Consider the following 21357-nt stretch of genomic DNA (forward strand, 5'->3'; position numbering starts at 1 on the left):
ATATCCCTTCAGGCGTTTTGCGTTTGTGAAAGTTGCCCGGCCGCTTTTGCGCGCCGCGAATGGACCAGCCCGGCGGTGTCGAGCAGCCAGTACAGCAGCTTGGCCAGCATCAGGCAGGCACCGAATACCAGCATAAAGAACACCACTCTGGAGACGAACGAGTCGAGTCCTTCACGCGCCAGCACAATCATGTTGAAGATGGCACCAAAGCAGAAACTGTGCAGGATCGCCGCCTTGTAGCGATTTGGCTCTGCAATGCCCCTGACGTAAAGCCAGTCGAACCATTTAATAATCAGCCCCACCGCCACCGCACCCAGCGGAATAAACCAGACGCCGCCCATCACCACCAGCGACCCGATAAGCGTTGGTGAGATCGCAAGGCCAGAGTGGTTGTTCAGCACTTCCCAGGTAAAGTAGTTGGCGGTGTTGAGCACCAGGTTAGGCCGGTCCGGCCAGACCCAGCTCGGGATAAACACGTAAAAATCACGGGCGATGGGCGCCAGCCCCTGGAAGTCGATTTTGTCGTAGTTATTGAGCAGCAGCGCCAGGTTTTCCCACGGCGAGAAGGTGTCACGCGTCAAATACAGGAAGGTGTAAAACGCTTCGTCGCCGCGCACGTCAAGGCCATAGCGTTTCAGCGCCAGCCAGAACATCCCGACAATGCCGAACACGCCCGCCGCTACCAGCATCCACAGCGAGATCCAGCCGCGAATAATGCCGATAAACAGGAAGATGGCGAAGGCAATAATGATGTTGGCGCGCGTCCCGCCGACAATCATGTAGGTCAACAGGCCAAACGCCACGGTACTGACCAGGAAGAAAATCCAGCTGCGCGAGTCCTGCTTCAGGAAATAAACCACCAGCATCGCCGGAATAAAGAAGTAGAAGAAGCGCTTAAGGGCTACGCCGGAGACGTCGCTGGAAAATATCTGGCTGTACGAGTGCAGGCGGAACAGCAGAAAGCCGTTGTGCATAAAGAAAATGCCGACGCTGACCAGCGCCACCGTGGCCAACATCACCCAAGTGAGATGGGTTTCGACCCGGTTCATGGTGAACAGGGGTTTGCGCACGCCGCCAGACGAGGCTGCCCGCAACCGGGTTTTGTAGGTGACGTAATAGATAGCATAGAAGCAGGTGGCAGCCAGCAGCGCCTGCATCAGCACCTCGGCGGGTATCACCGCGACGTCAAAGCGGAACACCAGAATGCTGGTTAGCGGGAACCCAAAGAAGAAGGTCAGCAAAAACAGCAGCGAGAAAAAGACGTTGAAGTTAAAGCGCACGCGGCGGAACTCAAACCACGTCTGCGCGCCGATAAACAGCGAGGCCAGCAGCCAGATCAGGAACAGCCCACTAAATTGCAACAGACTCATGCTTGCTCTCCTGCCGCGATACGCAGTGCCGCGTCCCAGCCGGTCAGATAGTTGGGTTTGAAGAAGGCAATCTGGCTGACGTCCACCTCGCGCAGCTGGCGCTGGGCTTCTTTCACTACTGCCTCTGACAGCGCATCACCGGTAAACAGCACCGGAATATGCTGCTCGACCATATCCTGCCAGAACGGGTTCTTACGGCTCAGCACGCAGGGCACGCCTGCCTGAATCAGCAGACACAGGGTGCCGATCCCTTGCTGACGGGCAAAAATGAAATACCCGAGATCGCAACGGCGCAGCAGTGTCAGATAGTCGTTAAATTCCAGCTTATCGCGAAGGATCTGTAAACGCTCACCGCTGAACAGCGCCCGCCCGGCCTGCTCGACCTCGTTAATATAAGCCTCGTTCCCGGTGGGATAGCCCATCGGCACCACCACGTTGACGCTGTCGCCAAACTGCTGATGCACTGCACGCAGAGCGGCAATGTGCTCATTGCTGCGATCCCCGGAGTTGCCGACCAGCACGGTCAGCGGGCCGTTCTCCGGGCGTGGTTGAGCGACCCCGTTTAACGTTGGGTCCATGCGCGTCGGGAAATAGAGCAGCGACCCCGGCACCTGCGGGTGGCGCTGCGCAAACCACGCCAGGTCGCCGCGGGTGGCAAAGACATGGCCGATTCGCCCCTGAGCGAGGCGACGCAGATGGTAGAACAGACGAAACTTCAGGCTGCGGGAAACTTCATACAGATCGGCTCCCCAGATATGCCAGCTTACCTGCGCAGGCTTCAGCCCGCCGGTAAGCAAGGCGATCCACAGCGTGGTATTGAACTGACCGTGGAAGAAAAAGCGCTGCGCGCGATCGGCACGCGCCAGGGCGATAACCGCCTGGGCCAGCGCTTTTTTGTTCGCATAGCGCTGCACGTTGAGCGCCGGGAAAGCGTTGTCGAAGCCGGGATCGGTAGAAACAACCATAAATTCACGCGCGTGCGCGCCGCTGGCCGCCAGTTCATCATTGAAGAACCGGAGCACGGTCTGGTTGTGGTGTGGGATATCCGATCCCAGAATGTGAATCAGTGCAGTCATGCCCGTCTACGCCAGAGTAAAAACACGCCACAGCAAAGGGCGAAATAGATAATGTAAGTTGCCATATAGGCCTGTGCTGCGCCCTGCGCGCCGTGCATCGGGATCAGGTAATACGCAAATCCGGAAAGCAGCGCGAACTGGGTAATTTCGGCCAGCACATAGAAACGCAACGATGCCTTCGCAATCACCAGATACCCGAAGACGTAAGCGCCCACTTTAAGCACATCTCCCACCAGCTGCCAGGCGAAAAGGTCGCGCATGGCGGTAAACTTTTCGGAGAACAGCAGCCAGATGGCGACATCACGCAGCAGCCAGACGGCGAAGCTTGCCGCCGCAACCGCAGGCAGAACGAATTTTAATGATTTTACCAGCTCGCGGCTGATATCTGTCTTGTCCTGCAAACGCGACAGGGTTGGCAGCAGATACACGGTGAACGACGCGGTAATAAACTGCAGGTAAGCATCAGAAATGCTGCTGACTCCCTGCCAGATCCCGACGTCATCCCAGCTGTAATGCGCCGCCAGCTGATTACGCATCATGATGTAGGCCACCGGCATGGTGATCGCCGTAATCAGCGCCATCAGCGTGAATTTACCGAGGTGCGCCGCCAGTTCGCTGTTCCAGGAAGGTATGAGAAAACTCAGCGGCACGCGCCCACGCTTTATTAACACCGCCATCGCCGGCAGAACCACCAGCGCCGGTACCAGCGCCAGGCCAAGTAGCGCGCCCTGATAACCGCCCAGTCGGTAGCAAATGTAGTAAGCGATTACCCCGATAATGCTGCCAGAGATAAGCGCAAACGCGTTACCGGACGCATCACGAAATCCCTTGATAATCGCCAGCACCAGGTTCGCCCAGGCAATGCCCATCTGCACCAGCGCCACCAGACGCACCAGCCCCTGATAATCATCGTGACCGAACAGCGCCACGCTGATGGGTTGCGCAGCCAGCAGAAAAATAGCGGCCAGCAGCGTGGAGAAGCCCAGCACCATCGCACTGGAGGTACCGAGCGCCCGACGCAGCGCGTCAGGAGTATCATGATGCTCCGCCACTAGCCTGGTCACGCCGTTGAAAATACCTGCCCCGGCCAGTACGCCGAGCACCGTCACCAGCTGGCGAAAGTTGCCCGCCTGGCCGACACCCGATGGCCCAAATGATACCGCCAGCAGCTTAACTACCAGTAAACCGGCCGCAATTTTTACCAGCGTGGACGCGGCGGTCCACACCGATGCCTTCGCCAGCGACATATCAGGCGAAGTAGTTCAGGATGGTATTGATCACGGTACGCTGATCCACCGTTGCCAGATTGTAGAACAGCGGCAGACGTACCAGACGCTCGCTTTCGCGGGTGGTAAAGCGATCTTCGCCGTGGAACTCGCCAAACTTCTCACCGGCCGGGCAGCTGTGCAGCGGAATGTAATGGAATACCGCCATGATCTCGGCTTCTTTCAGCCAGGCGATAAAGTTGGAGCGATCTTCCACGTCGCGCAGCTTGATGTAAAACATGTGCGCATTTTGCTGGCAGTCAACGGGAATCGACGGCAGCTCGATACGCCCTGCTTTCGCAAGGGGCGTCAGCGCGTCGTAGTAGGTGTGCCATAGCGACAGACGCTGCGCGTTGATACGGTCAGCGGCTTCCAGCTGCGCCCAGAGATAGGCAGCCTGCAGATCGGACATCAAATAGCTGGAACCGATATCGCGCCAGGTATATTTGTCTACCTGGCCGCGGAAGAACTGGCTGCGGTTTGTCCCCTTCTCACGCACGATCTCCGCACGCTCCACCAGCGATCGATCGTTGATAAGGGTGGCTCCCCCTTCCCCGCCCGCGGTGTAGTTCTTGGTTTCATGGAAGCTGAAGCAGCCGATGTGCCCGATAGTACCCAGCGCACGGCCTTTATAAGTAGACATCACGCCCTGCGCCGCATCTTCCACCACGAACAGATTATGCTGTTTTGCAATCGCCATAATGGTGTCCATTTCACAGGCGACGCCCGCGTAGTGGACCGGGACAATAGCGCGGGTTTTCTCGGTGATGGCCGCTTCAATCCGGGTTTCATCGATGTTCATGGTGTCCGGGCGTACATCAACGAAAACAATCTTCGCGCCGCGCAGCACAAAGGCGTTGGCAGTCGATACAAAGGTGTAGCTCGGCATGATCACTTCGTCACCCGGCTGGATATCCAGCAGGATTGCCGCCATCTCCAGCGAGGCGGTGCAGGACGGCGTCAGTAATACTTTGGCGCTGCCGAAACGCTGCTCCATCCACTGCTGGCAGCGGCGGGTAAAGCCACCATCACCGCACAGCTTGCCGCTGCCCATGGCGGAGTGCATATAGTCAACTTCGGTACCGACAACCGGTGGCGCGTTAAAAGGGATCATGTTTTCACCTGTATAACCAGTAAGCGGTGCTCTCAATCGTGGCACCGCTTTGAATATAACGTCGCAACGCGGCGGTATTTCCCGCCTGGGTCGCTACCCGCAGCGTGCTGATAGCGCGCTGTTCACACCAGTGGCGCGCCGCCAGCATCAGCGTCTCTCCTGCGCCGCGCCCTGCCAGCAGCCCGATACGCGCTTCCTGCTCATTCAACTGACGCATCGACACAAAACCGCGGATGCTGCCATCGTTGGCACGCGCCACCAGGCATTGATTGTCAAACTGCCCGCGCACCGCATTCTCAATCCACTGCGCGTAAAAACGCCCGCTGGCGTCTGGCGCATACCAGGGCGCGCGGAACCGGCTTTGAGCAAACACCGTAGCCGCCTGCTGGCGCAGCGCCGGGATATCAGCCTCCAGTGCGATATCAAGCCCCGGATCGGGCGTAGCCACGCCAACCGGCAGCACGAGATCGACATCCCCTTCCACCAGCTGAAAACCAAGCTGCTGCAGGCCATCCAGCCAGTCAGTACGCGAGGCGGGCACTTTAGCCTGCACGCGCTGAAACTGCGCTAATTCCGCCACGCTTAACGGCGTTGCGGAATCAGAGAAACGGACAATACCGCTGTGAATATTAAAAAAGCGGTTTTCCCACTCCAGGGATTCAATACTGGCGAGGACGGGCACGCAGCAGCTCCTTGAGATAGGCGCCATAGCTGGTTTTGCTGAGCGCGTCGCTGGCCTGCATCACCTGCTCGTCGCTCAGCCAGCCGTTACGCCAGGCAATCTCTTCGAGACAGGCAATTTTAAAGCCCTGGCGTTTTTCAACGGTCTGCACAAACTGGCTGGCTTCGATCAGGCTGTCGTGGGTGCCAGTATCAAGCCAGGCAAACCCACGGCCGAGCAGCTCAACGGTCAGCTTGCCATCGTCGAGGTACATCTGATTAATGGCGGTAATTTCCAGCTCGCCACGGGCTGAAGGCTTCACGCGCTTCGCGTACTCCACCACATTACCGTCATAGAAATAGAGGCCAGTCACCGCCCAGTTAGACTTTGGCTGCGTTGGCTTCTCTTCCAGCGAGATGGCCTGGAAGTTGTCGTTGAACTCCACCACACCGAAGCGCTCCGGATCCATCACCTGGTAACCAAACACCGTTGCCCCTTCCAGACGAGATGCGACATGGCGCAGTTTCGGACTGAAAGATTGACCAAAAAAGATGTTATCGCCCAGCACCAGGCAGGACGGTTCGCCCGCCAGAAACGCTTCGCCAATAATAAAGGCCTGCGCCAGCCCATCCGGACTGGGCTGCTCGGCGTAGTGCAACTCAATGCCAAATGCCGAGCCGTCGCCGAGCAGACGCTGGTAGGAACTTTTGTCTTCCGGCGTAGTGATAATCAGGATTTCACGAATGCCTGCCAGCATCAGTACCGACAGCGGATAGTAGATCATCGGCTTGTCGTAGATGGGCAGCAGCTGCTTAGACACCCCACGGGTAATGGGATGTAAGCGGGTACCGGATCCGCCCGCCAGGATAATACCTTTCATACGCGTCTCCTTCGGGTATCAGCCCTTCAGACCAAGGCGCTCGCCCTGATAGCTGCCATCCAGCACCTGTTTCCACCAGGCTTCATTATTGAGGTACCACTGCACGGTTTTACGCAATCCGCTCTCGAAGGTTTCCGCCGGGCGCCAGCCCAGTTCGCGTTCGATTTTGGAGGCATCAATGGCGTAGCGCAGATCGTGGCCCGGACGGTCGGTAACGAAGGTCACCAGATCGCGATAGTGCGCCACGCCAGCCGGCTTCTGCGGCACCAGCTCTTCGAGCAGATCGCAGAGCGTCATCACCACATCGAGATTTTTCTGCTCGTTATGGCCGCCGATGTTGTAGGTTTCACCGCACTTCCCTTCGGTGGCCACCAGATACAGCGCACGGGCATGATCCTCTACGTAGAGCCAGTCACGGATTTGCTGGCCGTTGCCATAGACCGGCAGCGGCTTCCCGGAAAGCGCATTGAGAATCATCAGCGGAATAAGTTTTTCCGGGAAATGATATGGCCCATAGTTATTGGAGCAGTTGGTAACCAGCGTCGGCAGACCGTAGGTACGCAGCCAGGCGCGCACCAGATGGTCACTCCCGGCTTTCGAAGCCGAGTAAGGACTGCTTGGCGCATACGGCGTGGTTTCGGTAAAGAAGTCATCCGTGCCGTGCAGATCGCCAAATACCTCGTCGGTAGAGATGTGGTGGAAGCGGAAAGCGGATTTTTTCTCTGCTTCAAGCGCGTTCCAGTACTGCCGTGCCGCTTCCAGCAGGGTATAAGTACCGACAATGTTGGTTTCGATGAACGCTGCCGGACCGTCAATAGAGCGATCCACATGGCTTTCCGCCGCCAGATGCATTACCACGTCTGGCTGATACCGGGTAAAGACGCTATCCAGCGCCGCCCGGTCACAGATATCTACCTGCTCAAAGGTGAAACGCTCGCTGTCGGATACCGGGGTCAATGAATTAAGGTTTCCGGCATAGGTGAGTTTATCCACCACCACCGCGCGATCCTGGGTATTACTGATGATATGTCTGACGACCGCTGAGCCAATAAAGCCTGCGCCGCCAGTGACGAGTATCGTTCTCAACGCCATACTCCTTTTGTGTCTACAATCCATTGCTGTTCGATACGTTCACCGCCGATCGCTTTAAACTGGCTGTGATCCACCAGCATTACCAGTACATCTGCTTGTTCAAGGGCTTCAGTCAGCTCCACCAGTTTGCTGGTGTCGGCGAGTTTAGCCGGAAGCTGATGAATATTCGGCTCGACCACCAGGGTTTCACCGCTGTGCCAGCTCGCAATGCGCTTTGCGATTTCCATCGCCGGGCTTTCACGTAGGTCATCAATATTGGGTTTAAATGCCAGGCCGAAACAGGCGATTTTCACTTCGCTGGCGCGTTTGCCGCTGGCCGTCAGGCAATCAGCAACCATCGCTTTCACCTGGTTAAGCACCCAGTGCGGTTTATGGTCGTTAACTTCACGCGCGGTACGGATAAGGCGCGCCTGGTCCGGGTTCTGCGCCACTATGAACCACGGATCGACCGCGATACAGTGACCACCCACACCCGGGCCGGGCTGGAGAATATTAACGCGCGGATGACGGTTCGCCAGGCGAATCAGCTCCCAGACGTTAATCCCCTGATCGGCGCAGATGAGCGACAGCTCATTGGCGAAAGCGATGTTCACATCGCGGAAGCTGTTCTCAGTCAGTTTGCACATTTCGGCGGTACGTGAGTTGGTTACTACGCACTCGCCTTCAAGGAAAATGTTGTACAACTCACTGGCGCGCGCGGAGCAGACCGGGGTCATGCCACCGATCACGCGGTCGTTTTTGATCAGCTCAACCATGACCTGGCCCGGCAGCACGCGCTCCGGGCAGTAGGCCACGTTGATATCAGCCGCTTCACCAGCCTGCTGCGGGAAGCTCAGATCGGTACGCAGCGCGGCAAGCCACTCTGCCATCTGTTCCGTGGCACCGACTGGCGAGGTGGACTCCAGAATAACCAGCGCGCCCTTCTTCAGCACCGGCGCGATAGATTCCGCGGCAGATTTAACAAACGCCATGTCTGGTTCATGATCGCCCTTAAACGGCGTCGGAACGGCAATCAGGTAAGCATCAGCTTCTACGGGCTGGGTACTGGCGGTCAGGAAGCCACCTTCAACCGCAGTTTTAACAACCTTATCCAGGTCCGGTTCGACAATATGAATTTCACCACGGTTGATGGTGTCAACCGCATGCTGGTTGATATCAATGCCCACCACTTTCTTCTGACGCGACGCGAATGCTGCCGCGGTTGGCAGCCCGATGTACCCCAGGCCAATCACAGAGATGGTCGAAAAACTCATAGCGTTACCCGATTATTTTTAAGTGCGTGCAAAATGCGTTCACAAGCCTGCCCGTCGCCATACGGATTATGGGCGTGGCTCATTGCCTGATATTCCTGTGGATCGCTGAGCAGTCGGTTTACCTCAGCGACAATGCGTGCGCTGTCGGTGCCTACCAGGCGTACCGTACCCGCTTTTACCGCTTCCGGACGTTCAGTGGTATCGCGCATTACCAGTACCGGTTTACCGAGCGATGGCGCTTCCTCCTGAATCCCGCCGGAGTCAGTGAGGATCAGCCAGGCATGATTCATCAACCAGACAAACGGCAGGTAATCCTGAGGCTCGATCAGGGTGACGTTATCGACGTGTCCAAGAATGCGGTTTACCGGCTCACTGACGTTGGGATTGAGGTGTACCGGATAAACAATCTGCACGTCGCTGTTATTCGCGGCCACTTCCGCCAGAGCATGACAAATCTGCTCGAAGCCGCGGCCAAAGCTTTCGCGTCGATGTCCGGTCACAAGAATCAGTTTCTTGTCGCTGGACAGGAAGGGGTAGCGCTCGGCAAGCTGCGTTTTCAGCGAGTCGTCGGCCAGAACCCGGTTGCGCACCGCAATCAGGGCATCAATAACGGTATTGCCAGTAACGAAAATGTGTTTATCGGCGACGTTCTCTTTGAGCAGGTTCTGCCGCGAATTTTCCGTGGGGGCAAAATGGTACATTGCCAGATGCCCGGTCAGCGTGCGGTTCGCCTCTTCAGGCCACGGCGAATAGAGATCGCCCGTACGCAGCCCGGCTTCGACGTGGCCCACCGGAATGCGTTGATAGAACGCGGCCAGGCTGGTAGCGATGGTGGTCGTGGTATCGCCATGGACCAGTACCACGTCCGGCTTAAACTCTTCCAGGATTGGTTTCAATCCTTCCAGGATGCGACAGGTAATTTCTGTCAGCCCCTGCCCAGGTTTCATGATATTGAGGTCGTAGTCAGGCACGATAGAAAAAAGATGCAGTACCTGATCCAGCATCTCGCGATGCTGAGCAGTGACACAAACCCGGGCGTCGAAGAACGCATCTTCAGCCAGAGCATGTACCAGCGGAGCCATTTTGATGGCTTCAGGGCGCGTGCCAAAAACGGTAAGTACTTTCACAACGTTTCTCTTTAGTTAGATGATGAAGGCAGGCGCTCCCGCCTTCATCTTAAGACAGCGTTGTTACGCAGGTCGCCGGCGAGTCAGCGCTACACCAGCACCAATCAGCGCCCCGACTGTTCCCCACATAATCATCAGGAAAGCCCGGCGGGGACTGTCGCGTTTAACCGGTTCTTCCGGTGTACGCAGATAACGGTAGGTCTGAAAACGGGGATCGAGCGTAGGTCCGACGTTGAGCGTCGAAAGCATCGCGCGATTTTGATCGTAATCGATATCGAAAGATGGGCCGACAGCCTGAAGATTTTCCAGACGTGCCTGCAGCAGCGGACGGCCCAGCATAAAGAGTTCCGAATCCGGCAGTTCTTCCGCAGGGGTGTCAGTCGCGCTACGGGAAATATTTTGCTGCTCGGCGATTTTTAGCCCCTGCTGGATGCTGTGCACTTTACGATCGTAGATCGCCTTTGCCACCGCCTCCTGGCGTTTAACCTGCGCTTTCATCTGGATAGTACGGGCAGCCCAGGCACCTTTCAGCTCATCATTAAGATGGTTAGCGGCACGTTCGCTGGCGAATGCGACGTATTGTCGTAGCAGGTTATTAGCGTCAGCGGCAGTTTCTGCAATCAGCCTGACGTTGTCATTCATGCTGCGCGTTACGTCACCTGGAGTGAACTGAATATTATCAATCAGCTCATCAAGCAGCGCGGCATCCGCCTTATTGTTCCCGACTTTGCGTTGTTTGTAGTAATCAGTTTGCGACCAGAAATCGCGGCGAGTGTCCCACGCTGAGAGCTGCATGATGAATTCTTTATACGCTTCATCCATGACCGAAGGCTGATCGATGGGCGCCAGCTCTGCTTTAACGTCAAGATTGCGCAGGAACTGCTGCTGCGAATAGTAACCGCCCAGCATGTTCACCGTTGGGCGATCGGTAATTGCAGTTGAACTCCACTCCTGCTTCGCGAGGAAGGTGTAAACGAGCGCAATTAATGCAAACAGCACGGCAACACCTGCTATCCAGAACTTTCCTGCCCACAACGTGCGAAACAAGCCTCGAATATCCAGTTCGTTATCTACTGCAGCCGGTTGTGCGCCTGGCAATTGTTGTTTCATCACTTCCCCAGGTGTTATTTGGTTAAGGTTGGTTTTTTAGTGCTGTTACGGCGCATGCGGCGTTTTACGCGTTTGATGAAACGAGCCACTTTCCACGCACGCTTGATGCACCAGCCATACAGCAGAAAAGCTAGCAAGAACAGTGCCAACATTACCCATTCCGGCACAACTCCTGAATATTCTGCCGCCACGCCAATTCCTGCAAGAATAGCGGCAGCGAGCGTAATTAACACAAAAGCCTGTCGAGACGTGAATCCGGCTCGCATAATCAAGTGATGGATATGCTGACGGTCAGGGGAGAAGGGGCTCATTCCTTTACGCAGACGACGATACATGATGGCGATCATGTCCATCAGCGGAATGGCGATAAGCCATAGCGCCGTGACCGGGCTGATGGGATGCGTTTTACCCTGGGTAGTTTCGAGCAGGATCCAGATGACGGTAAAGCCGATGAGCGTACTGCCGGCATCACCCATAAAGACTTTATAGCGCCGCCCGAGCGCGCCGAGATTCAGGAGGATATAAGGAAGAATGGCGGCAATCATGGCAAAGCTCCACATTGACAGGCTTTGCTGCCCGTCAAACCAGAGGATCATGCCCATCGCGCCGAAGGTAACGCAGGAAAGCCCCCCTAACAGGCCATCAATACCATCCACCATGTTGAAAGCGTTGATAGCGGCCCACACGGCAAACAGTGTCAGGAAGTAACCGAACGGGCCTAATACCATCTCCCATGGGCCAAGAATATAGCCGAGGCTTTTCAGGTATAGCCCACCCACCGCCATCATGACGACGCCGATCCCGGCCTGTACCGTTGCGCGAATTTTCACGCTGATGTCGTAGCGATCGTCCAGCGCGCCGACAAGCACCAGCACACCGGCACACATCAGATAAAGTGTGGCGTGGGGAATATAGTAGTCGGCAATAGCAAAGGTGAAGCAAATACCGGCAAAAACGGAGATCCCACCGACCAGCGGAATAAGGCCCTGATGACGTTTTCTGAAATTTGGTTTATCGACTAAACCAATTCTTTTTGCCACTTTACGGGCGAAAAAAAGAAACAGGGTTGTGAACAGAAAGATACCAATTAACTCAGTACCAGCAGTGAGTAAATTCACAATGCGCGCTCTCTGGAAAAGGTATGTCCCGGTGAAGTATAACTATGAAGCCCTTCTTCCAGAAGGGTCATCATCTCTCATCCATGAACAGTTTGTTTATCATTCAATCAATTAGAAGTAACAAAAATTCTGTTACCTGGCAGTCCATCGCCATAATGCCGAAACCGTACTGCCTCAGATCTATAGCGTATATTCTAAAACGAAAAACGCCACGTCAAAGCGTGGCGTTCCCCGAGTTTCTTTATATTACGAGCGTTTCATCATGTCAAAAAACTCGTCGTTGGTCTTGGTCATGGCCAACTTATTAATAAGGAACTCCATCGCGTCGATTTCACCCATTGGATGAATGATTTTGCGCAGGATCCACATTTTCTGCAGCTCTTCCTGAGTGGTGAGCAGCTCTTCTTTACGGGTACCGGAACGATTGTAGTCGATAGCCGGGAAGACGCGTTTTTCTGCAATTTTACGCGAGAGGTGCAGCTCCATGTTACCGGTGCCTTTGAACTCTTCGTAGATCACTTCGTCCATCTTAGAACCGGTATCAATCAGCGCTGTCGCGATGATGGTCAGGCTACCGCCCTCTTCAACGTTACGTGCCGCACCGAAGAAGCGTTTCGGACGATGCAGGGCGTTGGCGTCCACACCACCGGTCAGGACTTTACCGGAGGCCGGTACCACGGTGTTGTAAGCACGCGCCAGACGCGTGATGGAGTCGAGCAGAATGATAACGTCTTTTTTGTGCTCAACCAGGCGCTTGGCCTTCTCGATCACCATCTCAGCAACCTGAACGTGGCGGGAAGCCGGCTCGTCAAAGGTAGACGCGACCACTTCGCCCTTCACCAGACGCTGCATCTCGGTAACTTCTTCCGGACGTTCGTCGATCAGCAACACCATCAGCACGCAGTCCGGATGGTTGTAAGCGATGCTCTGCGCGATGTTCTGCAGCAGCATCGTTTTACCCGCTTTTGGCGGCGCGACGATGAGACCACGCTGACCACGACCGATCGGCGATGCCAGATCCAGAACGCGAGCCGTCAGGTCTTCTGTTGAACCGTTACCACGTTCCATACGCAGACGTGAGTTTGCGTGCAGCGGGGTTAGGTTTTCGAACAGAATCTTGTTACGCGCGTTCTCAGGTTTGTCGTAGTTAACTTCATTAACTTTCAGCAGCGCAAAATAACGTTCGCCTTCTTTAGGCGGGCGAATCTTACCGGAGATAGTGTCCCCTGTGCGGAGGTTGAAGCGGCGGATTTGGCTGGGAGAAACGTAGATGTCGTCGGGACCGGCGAGGTAGGAGCTGTCTGCGGAGCGGAGGAAACCAAATCCATCCTGCAGTATCTCCAGCACACCGTCGCCAAAGATATCTTCGCCACTCTTCGCGTGCTGCTTCAGGATGGCAAAAATGATGTCCTGTTTGCGCATACGGGCCAGGTTTTCCAGCCCCATATTTTCGCCGAGAGTGATCAGCTCAGAAACCGGCGTATTCTTCAATTCGGTAAGATTCATAATGGTGGGTTCTTTAACTCGGGGTAAATCTCGAACTAATTCATGTGAATGGTATGGCAGGGTCATCCATGCCTGTTTAACGGTCATCTGCTCATGCCTTGCGCTGCCTGGTCATTGGAAAAACGCAGAACTGAAACGACAAAACGGATTGAGTGATGAGCCAGGAATCTTACTTCTGCCTTATCAGCAGAGGCGCTGATGGTATGACGGTAGAAGTCTCGGCTAAAACAAGATTCAAACTACAAGATATGTTTACAACGAAGTCAAAGTTAAGTTAGCACGACTGACGCCGGGCGTCCAGCGGTCCCCATAATTTAGGAACGCTGCACGCACCGACGAGAGAATTACTTACGCCAGGTTAGCGTCCAGGAACTCTTTCAGCTGGCCTTTAGACAGCGCACCGACTTTGGTGGCGGCCACTTCACCGTTTTTGAACAGCAGCAGAGTCGGGATACCGCGAATGCCGTATTTCGGCGCGGTGCCTGGGTTCTGGTCAATGTTCAGCTTGGCAACAGTCAGTTTGCCCTGATATTCATCAGCGATTTCATCCAGAATCGGGGCGATCATTTTGCACGGACCGCACCACTCTGCCCAGAAATCAACGAGAATCAACCCATCAGCTTTAAGTACGTCCGTGTCGAAACTGTCGTCAGTCAGGTGAATAATTTTATCGCTCATATTTAACTCCACAGGAATAAGCCTGGCTTGTTGGTAAAGATAGAGGCTGGTAACCCGTGCACCATCTCGTTACGCCTGCCGTTCTGGTTAAAACAGCAACACGAAACCGCATAATATGGCACAGTCAAACCAACAAAAGGTTGACTTTATTTCAACGGATAAGCTTTCGTAAAGCAATAGTTAGCTGATATTCTACCGCACTATGAGCAAAACACACTTGACTGAACAGAAGTTTGCCGACTTCGCCCTGCACGCAAAAGTTATCGAAGCCCTTGAAAAGAAAGGCTTCCATAACTGCACGCCCATTCAAGCACTGGCGCTTCCGCTGACCCTGGCAGGACGTGACGTTGCGGGGCAGGCGCAAACCGGCACCGGCAAAACGATGGCGTTTTTAACGTCAACGTTTCATTACTTACTCTCTCACCCGGCGGCCGAAGACCGCAAGGTGAACCAACCGCGCGCCCTGATCATGGCGCCAACCCGCGAGCTGGCCGTTCAGATCCACGCTGATGCCGAACCGCTGGCCGAGGCAACCGGCCTGAAAATCGGTCTGGCTTATGGCGGCGACGGCTACGATAAGCAGTTGAAAGTGCTGGAAAGCGGCGTCGATATTCTTATCGGCACCACTGGCCGTCTCATTGATTATACCAAGCAGAACCACATCAACCTTGGCGCAATCCAGGTTGTGGTGCTGGATGAAGCCGACCGCATGTACGATCTCGGCTTTATTAAAGACATTCGCTGGCTGTTCCGTCGTATGCCGCCGGTTACCCAACGTCTGAACATGCTGTTCTCCGCGACGCTCTCTTACCGCGTGCGTGAACTGGCGTTTGAACAGATGAACAACGCCGAATACGTGGAAGTCGAACCGGAGCAAAAAACCGGGCACCGTATTAAAGAAGAGCTGTTCTACCCTTCTAATGAAGAAAAAATGCGCCTGCTGCAGACGCTGATTGAAGAAGAGTGGCCGGACCGCGCGATCGTCTTCGCGAACACTAAGCATCGCTGTGAAGATATCTGGGGCCACCTGGCAGCTGACGGCCATCGCGTAGGTCTGCTGACCGGCGACGTGGCGCAGAAAAAACGCCTGCGTATCCTGGAAGAATTCACCCGCGGCGATCTCGATATTCTGGTAGCAACCGACGTAGCCGCACGCGGCCTGCATATCCCGGCAGTAACGCACGTGTTCAACTACGATTTGCCGGACGACTGCGAAGACTACGTGCACCGCATTGGCCGTACTGGCCGTGCCGGGGCAAGCGGTCACTCAATCAGCCTCGCCTGCGAAGAGTATGCGCTTAACCTGCCAGCGATTGAGACTTACATTGGTCACTCAATTCCGGTGAGCAAATACAATCCGGATGCGCTGATGAGCGAGCTACCGCCGCCGAAACGCCTGTCGCGTCCGCCGCGCTCTGGTAATGGCCCGCGCCGTTCAGGACCGCCACGTAACCGTCGCCGCACAGGTTAAAAAACGCTATGCACAGTTCCGCCTCGTTGTACGCCGCTATTGATCTTGGTTCGAATAGTTTTCATATGCTGGTGGTACGCGAGGTGGCTGGCAGCATCCAGACACTGACTCGCATTAAACGCAAAGTGCGTCTGGCCGCCGGGCTTGACTGTGAAAACCATCTTTCTCAGGAAGCGATGGAGCGTGGCTGGCAGTGTCTGCGTCTCTTTGCTGAACGTCTTCAGGATATTCCCCCCGCCCACATTCGTGTCGTCGCCACGGCTACGCTGCGTCTCGCCGTAAATGCCGATGTTTTTCTGGAACAGGCGCAAACCATCCTTGGCTGTCCGGTTCAGGTCATCAGCGGTGAAGAAGAGGCGCGCCTGATTTATCAGGGCGTCGCCCATACCACCGGTGGTTCCGACAAGCGGCTGGTAGTCGACATCGGCGGAGCCAGTACCGAGCTGGTAACCGGTAACGGCGCGCAGACCACGGCCCTGTTTAGCCTTTCGATGGGCTGCGTCACCTGGCTGGAGCGCTTCTTTACCGATCGACATCTTGCTCAGGAAAACTTTGCCGCTGCTGAGCAAGCAGCGCGTGATGTTATTCGTCCGGTTGCTGACGAGCTGCGTCGCCACGGCTGGGAAGCGTGCGTGGGTGCGTCAGGAACCGTACAGGCGCTGCAGGAAATCATGATGGCGCAGGGCATGGATGAGCGTATTACGCTTGCCAAGCTACAACAGCTTAAACAGCGCGCTATTCAGTGTGGGCGTCTGGAAGAGCTGGAGATCGAGGGCTTGACCCTTGAGCGCGCGCTGGTTTTCCCCAGCGGCCTGGCTATTCTCATCGCCATTTTTACCGAGCTGGAAATCTCCTGTATGACCCTGGCTGGCGGTGCATTACGTGAAGGGCTGGTCTATGGCATGCTGCACCTGGCGGTAGATCAGGACATTCGTACCCGCACCCTGCGTAATGTTCAGCATCGCTTTATGGTCGACACGCAACAGGCAAATCGCGTTGCCCGACTTGCTTCACAATTTGCTGATAGCGTTGAGCAGCCCTGGGAACTGGACGAATTTAGCTGCGAAATGCTGCAAAACGCCTGCGAACTGCATGAAATGGGCCTGAGCGTTGATTTTAAGCAGGCTCCCGTTCATGCCGCCTGGCTGGTGCGTAACCTTGATTTGCCGGGTTTTACGCCCGCGCAGAAAAAGCTGCTGGCAACGCTGCTGCTTAACCAGACCAACACCATCGATATTTCATCCCTGCATCAGCAGAATGCGGTGCCGCCGCGCATTGCCGAACGACTCTGCCGCCTGCTGCGTCTGGCGATCCTCTTTTCCAACCGCCGTCGCGACGATACGCTGCCGCTAGTGGATCTGAACGCCGACGGCGACACGCTGCACCTGACGCTGCCCGCAGGCTGGATGGCTGCGCACCCGCTGGGTAAAGAGCTGCTGCTGCAGGAAACTCTGTGGCAGAGCTACGTTCACTGGCAGCTGGACGTCGAATAAAAAACGGCACGCCGTTCTGGCATGCCGCTTATCACTGTTTCATTCGTGACTTCGATCAGGCGCTTTTATCGCGCGCCTTCGCCAGCATCGCCCGGATATTGGCAACGTTAGCCTGCCCTTTATGCATTCGCTCCTCGGCCGACACCACTTTGCGTTCGGTTTCCCACTCCAGATCGTCCTGCGGCAGTTCCAGCAGGAAACGGCTTGGCTCCGGACGTACCAGCTCGCCGTACTGGCGTCGCTCTTTGCACAGCGTGAAGAACAGCTCCTTCTGCGCACGGGTGATGCCTACGTAGGCCAGACGACGCTCTTCCTCAATGTTGTCTTCGTCGATGCTGCTCTGGTGCGGCAACAGCCCCTCTTCCATGCCGACGAGGAAAACATACGGAAACTCCAGGCCTTTTGACGCGTGAAGCGTCATCAGTTGCACCTGATCCAGCTCTTCCTCGTTTTCACCGCGCTCCATCATATCGCGCAGCGTGAAGCGCGTGACCACCTGGGTAAGCGTCATCGGTTCGTCGAGATCGCTGCCTTCCAGCATTTCCGTCATCCAGCTGAACAGCTGATTGACGTTCTTCATACGCATTTCGGCCGCTTTCGGGCTGGGCGACGTTTCGTAGAGCCAGGATTCGTAGTCGATGCCGCGGATCAGATCCCGCACCGCCGCTACCGGCTCACGCTCCGCCAGGCGGGCGATTTCACCCAGCCAGTGGGTGAAGCGCGTCAGGGACTCATAACCCCGTCCGGTTAGCGTCTGGCTCAGCCCCATATCGAAGCTGGCGGCAAACAGACCTTTGTTACGCTGCATCGCCCATTCGCCCAGCTTCTGTAGCGTCGCCGGGCCAATCTCACGTTTCGGCGTATTAACGATGCGCAAAAAGGCGCTGTCGTCATCCGGGTTGGTCAGCACGCGCAGATAGGCGAGCAGATCCTTAATCTCCGGACGCGAGAAGAATGAGGTGCCACCCGAGATACGATACGGGATGCGGTTCTGCATCAGGAATTTTTCAAATACCCGCGACTGGTGGTTGCCGCGGTACAGGATGGCGTAATCCTTGTACTGGGTTTTATTGATGAAATGGTGGGCGATCAGCTCGCCGGTCACGCGCTCCGCCTCGTGCTCTTCGTGATTAGCAGTAAGCACCTTCAGCACTGACCCGTAACCCAGCTCGGAGAACAGCCGTTTTTCGAACACGTGGGGGTTGTTGGCGATCAGGATATTTGCCGCTTTCAGAATGCGGCCAGAGGAGCGGTAGTTTTGCTCCAGCTTGATGACCTGCAGCGCCGGGAAATCCTGGTTGAGCAGCACCAGGTTCTGCGGACGAGCGCCGCGCCAGGAATAAATCGACTGGTCATCATCGCCTACCACGGTAAAGCGCGCCCGGTTACCCACCAGCAGCTTTACCATCTCATACTGGCTGGTGTTGGTATCCTGATATTCGTCCACCAGCAGATAGCGAATGCGGTTCTGCCAGCGCTCGCGCACCTCTTCATTGCGCTGAAGCAGCAGCGTGGGCAGCGCAATCAGATCATCAAAATCGAGCACGTTACAGGCTTTCAGGTGCGCATCGTACAGGCTATAGCAGTGGGCAAAAATGCGGTCGCGCTCGCCTTTCGCCTGCGCGGCGGCCTGTGCCGGCGTCAGCAGATCATTTTTCCAGTTGGAAATGGTCGAAAGCAGCTGCTGGTACAGCACCTTATCGTTTTCAATAATGCCTTCGGTCAGCTCTTTGATCAGCCCCAACTGGTCAGTGTCGTCAAACAGCGAGAAGTTGGATTTCATCCCCAGCGCAACGAACTCACGCTTAATGATCTCCAGTCCCAGGGTATGGAAAGTAGAGATCATCAGCCCACGCGCCTCTTTGCGCCCCAGGGTCTGCCCGACACGCTCTTTCATCTCGCGCGCCGCCTTATTGGTAAAGGTGACCGCCGCGATATGACGCGCCTGATAACCGCAGCCGCGGATCAGGTGGGCGATTTTATTGGTGATCACACGGGTTTTACCCGAGCCAGCACCCGCCAGGACCAGGCAGGGTCCGGTGACAAATTCGACGGCTTGTTGTTGGCCAGGATTTAAACGCATAAGGTCGCTCGATGAAGGTCAGAAAATGGCGTGTCCCCCTCAGGCGGTACAGAAGTACGACGGGGAAAAAGAGCGTGGTAGTATAGCCAGCGTAATCCACACCACTCAAGGCACGATCATGGCAAAAACAGCGGCAGCACTGCATATCCTTGTTAAAGAAGAGAAATTGGCACACGACCTTCTGGAGCAAATCAGAAACGGCGGCGACTTCGAGAAGCTGGCTAAAAAGCACTCAATCTGCCCGTCAGGCAAAAAAGGCGGTCATCTGGGCGAATTCAAGCAGGGTGCGATGGTGCCGGCGTTTGATAAAGTGGTGTTCTCCTGTCCGGTGCTGGAGCCGACCGGTCCGCTGCATACCCAGTTCGGTTATCACATCATCAAGGTGCTGTACCGTAACTAATAAAAAGGCCTTCTCTGAGAGAAGGCCTTTTTGATTCTGGCGGGTGGCGCTTCGCTTACCCGGCCTGGGTGGGATTTATAAACACCGCTGCGGGTCAAAAGACGACGGGGAATTATTCCGTAATGGCAATACGCTTCATATCGGTCATATACCCGCGCAGCTTCTGCCCCACTTTCTCGATCTCATGGCGGCGAATCGCATCGTTCACGTCGCGCAACTGGGCGTTATCCACCGCGCCGCTCTCAATGGCTTTGCCCAGATCGCCTGGCTGCAGCGTAGTCATGAACTCTTTCAGCAGCGGTACTGCCGCGTTAGCAAACAGGTAATTACCGTATTCGGCGGTATCGGAAATGACCACGTTCATCTCGTACAGACGCTTACGGGCAATGGTGTTAGCGATCAGCGGCAGCTCGTGCAGCGATTCGTAGTAAGCGGACTCTTCAATAATACCGGCATCCACCATGGTTTCGAACGCCAGCTCAACGCCCGCTTTCACCATCGCGATCATCAGTACGCCTTTATCGAAGTATTCCTGCTCGGTGATTTTGCCGTCATACTGCGCCGCATTCTCAAACGCCGTCTGGCCGGTCTCTTCACGCCAGGTCAGCAGTTTCTTATCGTCATTCGCCCAGTCCGCCATCATACCGGAGGAGAACTCGCCGGAGATGATGTCGTCCATGTGCTTCTGGAACAGCGGTGCCATGATGGTTTTCAGCTGTTCGGAAAGTGCATAAGCGCGCAGTTTCGCCGGGTTAGAGAGGCGGTCCATCATCAGGGTGATACCGCCCTGTTTCAGCGCTTCGGTAATGGTTTCCCAGCCGAACTGGATCAGTTTCTCAGCGTAAGCCGGGTCGGTACCCTCTTCCACCAGCTTGTCGAAGCAGAGCAGGGAACCCGCCTGCAACATGCCGCACAGAATGGTCTGCTCGCCCATCAGGTCAGATTTTACTTCCGCCACGAAAGAGGACTCCAGCACGCCGGCACGATGACCACCGGTTGCGGCAGCCCAGGCTTTGGCAATCGCCATGCCTTCGCCTTTCGGATCGTTCTCCGGGTGTACGGCGATCAGGGTCGGTACGCCAAAGCCGCGCTTGTACTCTTCGCGCACTTCGGTGCCCGGACACTTCGGTGCCACCATCACAACGGTGATGTCTTTACGGATCTGCTCGCCAACTTCAACGATGTTAAAGCCGTGGGAATACCCCAGCGCGGCACCGTCTTTCATCATCGGCTGAACGGCACGAACAACGTCAGAGTGCTGTTTGTCCGGCGTCAGGTTAACTACCAGGTCCGCCTGGGGGATCAGCTCTTCATAGGTGCCAACTTTGAAGCCGTTGTCGGTCGCTTTACGCCAGGAGGCGCGTTTCTCGGCGATGGCCTCTGCGCGCAGGGCGTAGGAAACGTCGAGGCCGGAGTCGCGCATGTTGAGACCCTGGTTCAGGCCCTGGGCGCCGCAGCCGACGATGACCACTTTTTTGCCTTTGAGATAGCTTGCGCCATCGGCGAATTCGTCGCGGCCCATAAAGCGGCATTTGCCCAGTTGTGCCAGCTGCTGGCGCAGGTTCAACGTATTAAAGTAGTTAGCCATCGCGTACTCCGGGTGTTGTGTTGTCTTTGTTGTTCGGTTCGTAAGCCCTGTCTGTGCTCACGAGAATGACCC

Annotated in this window: 18 protein-coding genes; 3 read left to right on the forward strand and 15 right to left on the reverse strand. The window is 55.8% G+C overall.

The window, feature by feature from the left end; all coding sequences use genetic code 11:
• Nucleotides 1–8: 8 nt before the first annotated feature.
• The 13 genes from wzyE to trxA form a co-directional block, all read right to left on the reverse strand.
• The gene (gene wzyE / locus ET34_RS0116060; RefSeq protein ID WP_031523759.1) at nt 9–1370 is read right to left on the reverse strand and encodes an ECA oligosaccharide polymerase; all 1362 of its coding nucleotides are present in this window, start codon (nt 1368–1370) and stop codon (nt 9–11) included.
• Nucleotides 1367–2446, reverse strand: a complete 1080-nt coding sequence (locus tag ET34_RS0116065; RefSeq protein ID WP_031523760.1) for a TDP-N-acetylfucosamine:lipid II N-acetylfucosaminyltransferase — start codon at nt 2444–2446, stop codon at nt 1367–1369. The genes wzyE and ET34_RS0116065 overlap by 4 nt, the downstream gene beginning before the upstream one ends.
• A complete protein-coding gene (gene wzxE, locus ET34_RS0116070; protein WP_031523762.1) occupies nt 2443–3693 on the reverse strand; it encodes a lipid III flippase WzxE in 1251 nt (416 codons plus the stop codon). Before wzxE ends, ET34_RS0116065 begins: the two co-directional genes overlap by 4 nt.
• A gap of 1 nt (nt 3694) precedes the next feature.
• Entirely contained in the window at nt 3695–4825 is a 1131-nt protein-coding gene (gene rffA, locus ET34_RS0116075) for a dTDP-4-amino-4,6-dideoxygalactose transaminase (RefSeq protein ID WP_031523764.1), read from the reverse strand.
• Between the two features lie 4 nt (nt 4826–4829).
• Nucleotides 4830–5507, reverse strand: coding sequence for a dTDP-4-amino-4,6-dideoxy-D-galactose acyltransferase (gene rffC, locus ET34_RS0116080; RefSeq protein WP_031523766.1), 678 nt, complete (start codon nt 5505–5507; stop codon nt 4830–4832).
• The gene (rfbA, locus tag ET34_RS22585) at nt 5485–6366 is read right to left on the reverse strand and encodes a glucose-1-phosphate thymidylyltransferase RfbA (RefSeq protein WP_031523767.1); all 882 of its coding nucleotides are present in this window, start codon (nt 6364–6366) and stop codon (nt 5485–5487) included. Before rfbA ends, rffC begins: the two co-directional genes overlap by 23 nt.
• An 18-nt stretch (nt 6367–6384) precedes the next feature.
• Nucleotides 6385–7452, reverse strand: coding sequence for a dTDP-glucose 4,6-dehydratase (gene rffG, locus ET34_RS22590; RefSeq protein WP_031523768.1), 1068 nt, complete (start codon nt 7450–7452; stop codon nt 6385–6387).
• Entirely contained in the window at nt 7449–8711 is a 1263-nt protein-coding gene (wecC, locus tag ET34_RS0116095; protein ID WP_031523769.1) for a UDP-N-acetyl-D-mannosamine dehydrogenase, read from the reverse strand. The genes rffG and wecC overlap by 4 nt, the downstream gene beginning before the upstream one ends.
• Nucleotides 8708–9838 carry a non-hydrolyzing UDP-N-acetylglucosamine 2-epimerase gene (wecB, locus tag ET34_RS0116100; RefSeq protein WP_031523770.1) on the reverse strand — a complete coding sequence of 377 codons (1131 nt, stop codon included), beginning with the start codon at nt 9836–9838 and terminating at the stop codon, nt 8708–8710. The genes wecC and wecB overlap by 4 nt, the downstream gene beginning before the upstream one ends.
• Before the next feature lie 63 nt (nt 9839–9901).
• Nucleotides 9902–10948 carry an ECA polysaccharide chain length modulation protein gene (gene wzzE / locus ET34_RS0116105; RefSeq protein WP_031523771.1) on the reverse strand — a complete coding sequence of 349 codons (1047 nt, stop codon included), beginning with the start codon at nt 10946–10948 and terminating at the stop codon, nt 9902–9904.
• Nucleotides 10949–10962: 14 nt separating this feature from the next.
• Complete coding sequence (gene wecA / locus ET34_RS0116110) at nt 10963–12066, reverse strand: UDP-N-acetylglucosamine--undecaprenyl-phosphate N-acetylglucosaminephosphotransferase (protein ID WP_031523772.1); 1104 nt, start codon at nt 12064–12066, stop codon at nt 10963–10965.
• Nucleotides 12067–12312: 246 nt separating this feature from the next.
• Nucleotides 12313–13572: a transcription termination factor Rho gene (gene rho / locus ET34_RS0116115; RefSeq protein WP_023479599.1), complete on the reverse strand. Its 1260-nt coding sequence runs from the start codon at nt 13570–13572 to the stop codon at nt 12313–12315.
• 348 nt (nt 13573–13920) lie between these two features.
• The gene (gene trxA / locus ET34_RS0116120) at nt 13921–14250 is read right to left on the reverse strand and encodes a thioredoxin TrxA (RefSeq protein WP_006179218.1); all 330 of its coding nucleotides are present in this window, start codon (nt 14248–14250) and stop codon (nt 13921–13923) included.
• A gap of 202 nt (nt 14251–14452) precedes the next feature.
• Between trxA and rhlB the strand changes: the two genes are divergently transcribed.
• Nucleotides 14453–15721: an ATP-dependent RNA helicase RhlB gene (gene rhlB / locus ET34_RS0116125; RefSeq protein ID WP_031523777.1), complete on the forward strand. Its 1269-nt coding sequence runs from the start codon at nt 14453–14455 to the stop codon at nt 15719–15721.
• Between the two features lie 8 nt (nt 15722–15729).
• A complete protein-coding gene (gene gppA / locus ET34_RS0116130) occupies nt 15730–17214 on the forward strand; it encodes a guanosine-5'-triphosphate,3'-diphosphate diphosphatase (RefSeq protein WP_031523779.1) in 1485 nt (494 codons plus the stop codon).
• A 55-nt stretch (nt 17215–17269) separates the two neighbouring features.
• Here the strand turns inward: gppA and rep are convergent, their stop codons facing one another.
• Complete coding sequence (gene rep / locus ET34_RS0116135) at nt 17270–19297, reverse strand: DNA helicase Rep (RefSeq protein ID WP_031523781.1); 2028 nt, start codon at nt 19295–19297, stop codon at nt 17270–17272.
• A 118-nt stretch (nt 19298–19415) separates the two neighbouring features.
• On the opposite strand from rep, the gene ppiC reads away from it, so the two are divergent.
• Nucleotides 19416–19697 carry a peptidylprolyl isomerase PpiC gene (gene ppiC / locus ET34_RS0116140; protein WP_031523783.1) on the forward strand — a complete coding sequence of 94 codons (282 nt, stop codon included), beginning with the start codon at nt 19416–19418 and terminating at the stop codon, nt 19695–19697.
• 112 nt (nt 19698–19809) lie between these two features.
• On the opposite strand, the gene ilvC is transcribed toward ppiC, so the two are convergent.
• On the reverse strand, nt 19810–21285 hold the full coding sequence (ilvC, locus tag ET34_RS0116145) for a ketol-acid reductoisomerase (RefSeq protein ID WP_031523785.1): 1476 nt from the start codon (nt 21283–21285) through the stop codon (nt 19810–19812).
• Nucleotides 21286–21357: the final 72 nt, after the last annotated feature.

Origin of the sequence: Siccibacter colletis (genome assembly GCF_000696575.1) — a bacterium.
Lineage (GTDB): Bacteria > Pseudomonadota > Gammaproteobacteria > Enterobacterales > Enterobacteriaceae > Siccibacter > Siccibacter colletis.

Coding starts and splice junctions, on each gene's coding strand:
- trxA (WP_006179218.1), bottom strand. CDS start 14,250: ATGAGCGATAAAATTATTCACCTGACTGACGACAGTTTCGACACGGAC.
- wzzE (WP_031523771.1), bottom strand. CDS start 10,948: ATGAAACAACAATTGCCAGGCGCACAACCGGCTGCAGTAGATAACGAA.
- ilvC (WP_031523785.1), bottom strand. CDS start 21,285: ATGGCTAACTACTTTAATACGTTGAACCTGCGCCAGCAGCTGGCACAA.
- rffA (WP_031523764.1), bottom strand. CDS start 4,825: ATGATCCCTTTTAACGCGCCACCGGTTGTCGGTACCGAAGTTGACTAT.
- wecC (WP_031523769.1), bottom strand. CDS start 8,711: ATGAGTTTTTCGACCATCTCTGTGATTGGCCTGGGGTACATCGGGCTG.
- rhlB (WP_031523777.1), top strand. CDS start 14,453: ATGAGCAAAACACACTTGACTGAACAGAAGTTTGCCGACTTCGCCCTG.
- rho (WP_023479599.1), bottom strand. CDS start 13,572: ATGAATCTTACCGAATTGAAGAATACGCCGGTTTCTGAGCTGATCACT.
- ET34_RS0116065 (WP_031523760.1), bottom strand. CDS start 2,446: ATGACTGCACTGATTCACATTCTGGGATCGGATATCCCACACCACAAC.
- wzxE (WP_031523762.1), bottom strand. CDS start 3,693: ATGTCGCTGGCGAAGGCATCGGTGTGGACCGCCGCGTCCACGCTGGTA.
- gppA (WP_031523779.1), top strand. CDS start 15,730: ATGCACAGTTCCGCCTCGTTGTACGCCGCTATTGATCTTGGTTCGAAT.
- rep (WP_031523781.1), bottom strand. CDS start 19,297: ATGCGTTTAAATCCTGGCCAACAACAAGCCGTCGAATTTGTCACCGGA.
- wzyE (WP_031523759.1), bottom strand. CDS start 1,370: ATGAGTCTGTTGCAATTTAGTGGGCTGTTCCTGATCTGGCTGCTGGCC.
- ppiC (WP_031523783.1), top strand. CDS start 19,416: ATGGCAAAAACAGCGGCAGCACTGCATATCCTTGTTAAAGAAGAGAAA.
- rfbA (WP_031523767.1), bottom strand. CDS start 6,366: ATGAAAGGTATTATCCTGGCGGGCGGATCCGGTACCCGCTTACATCCC.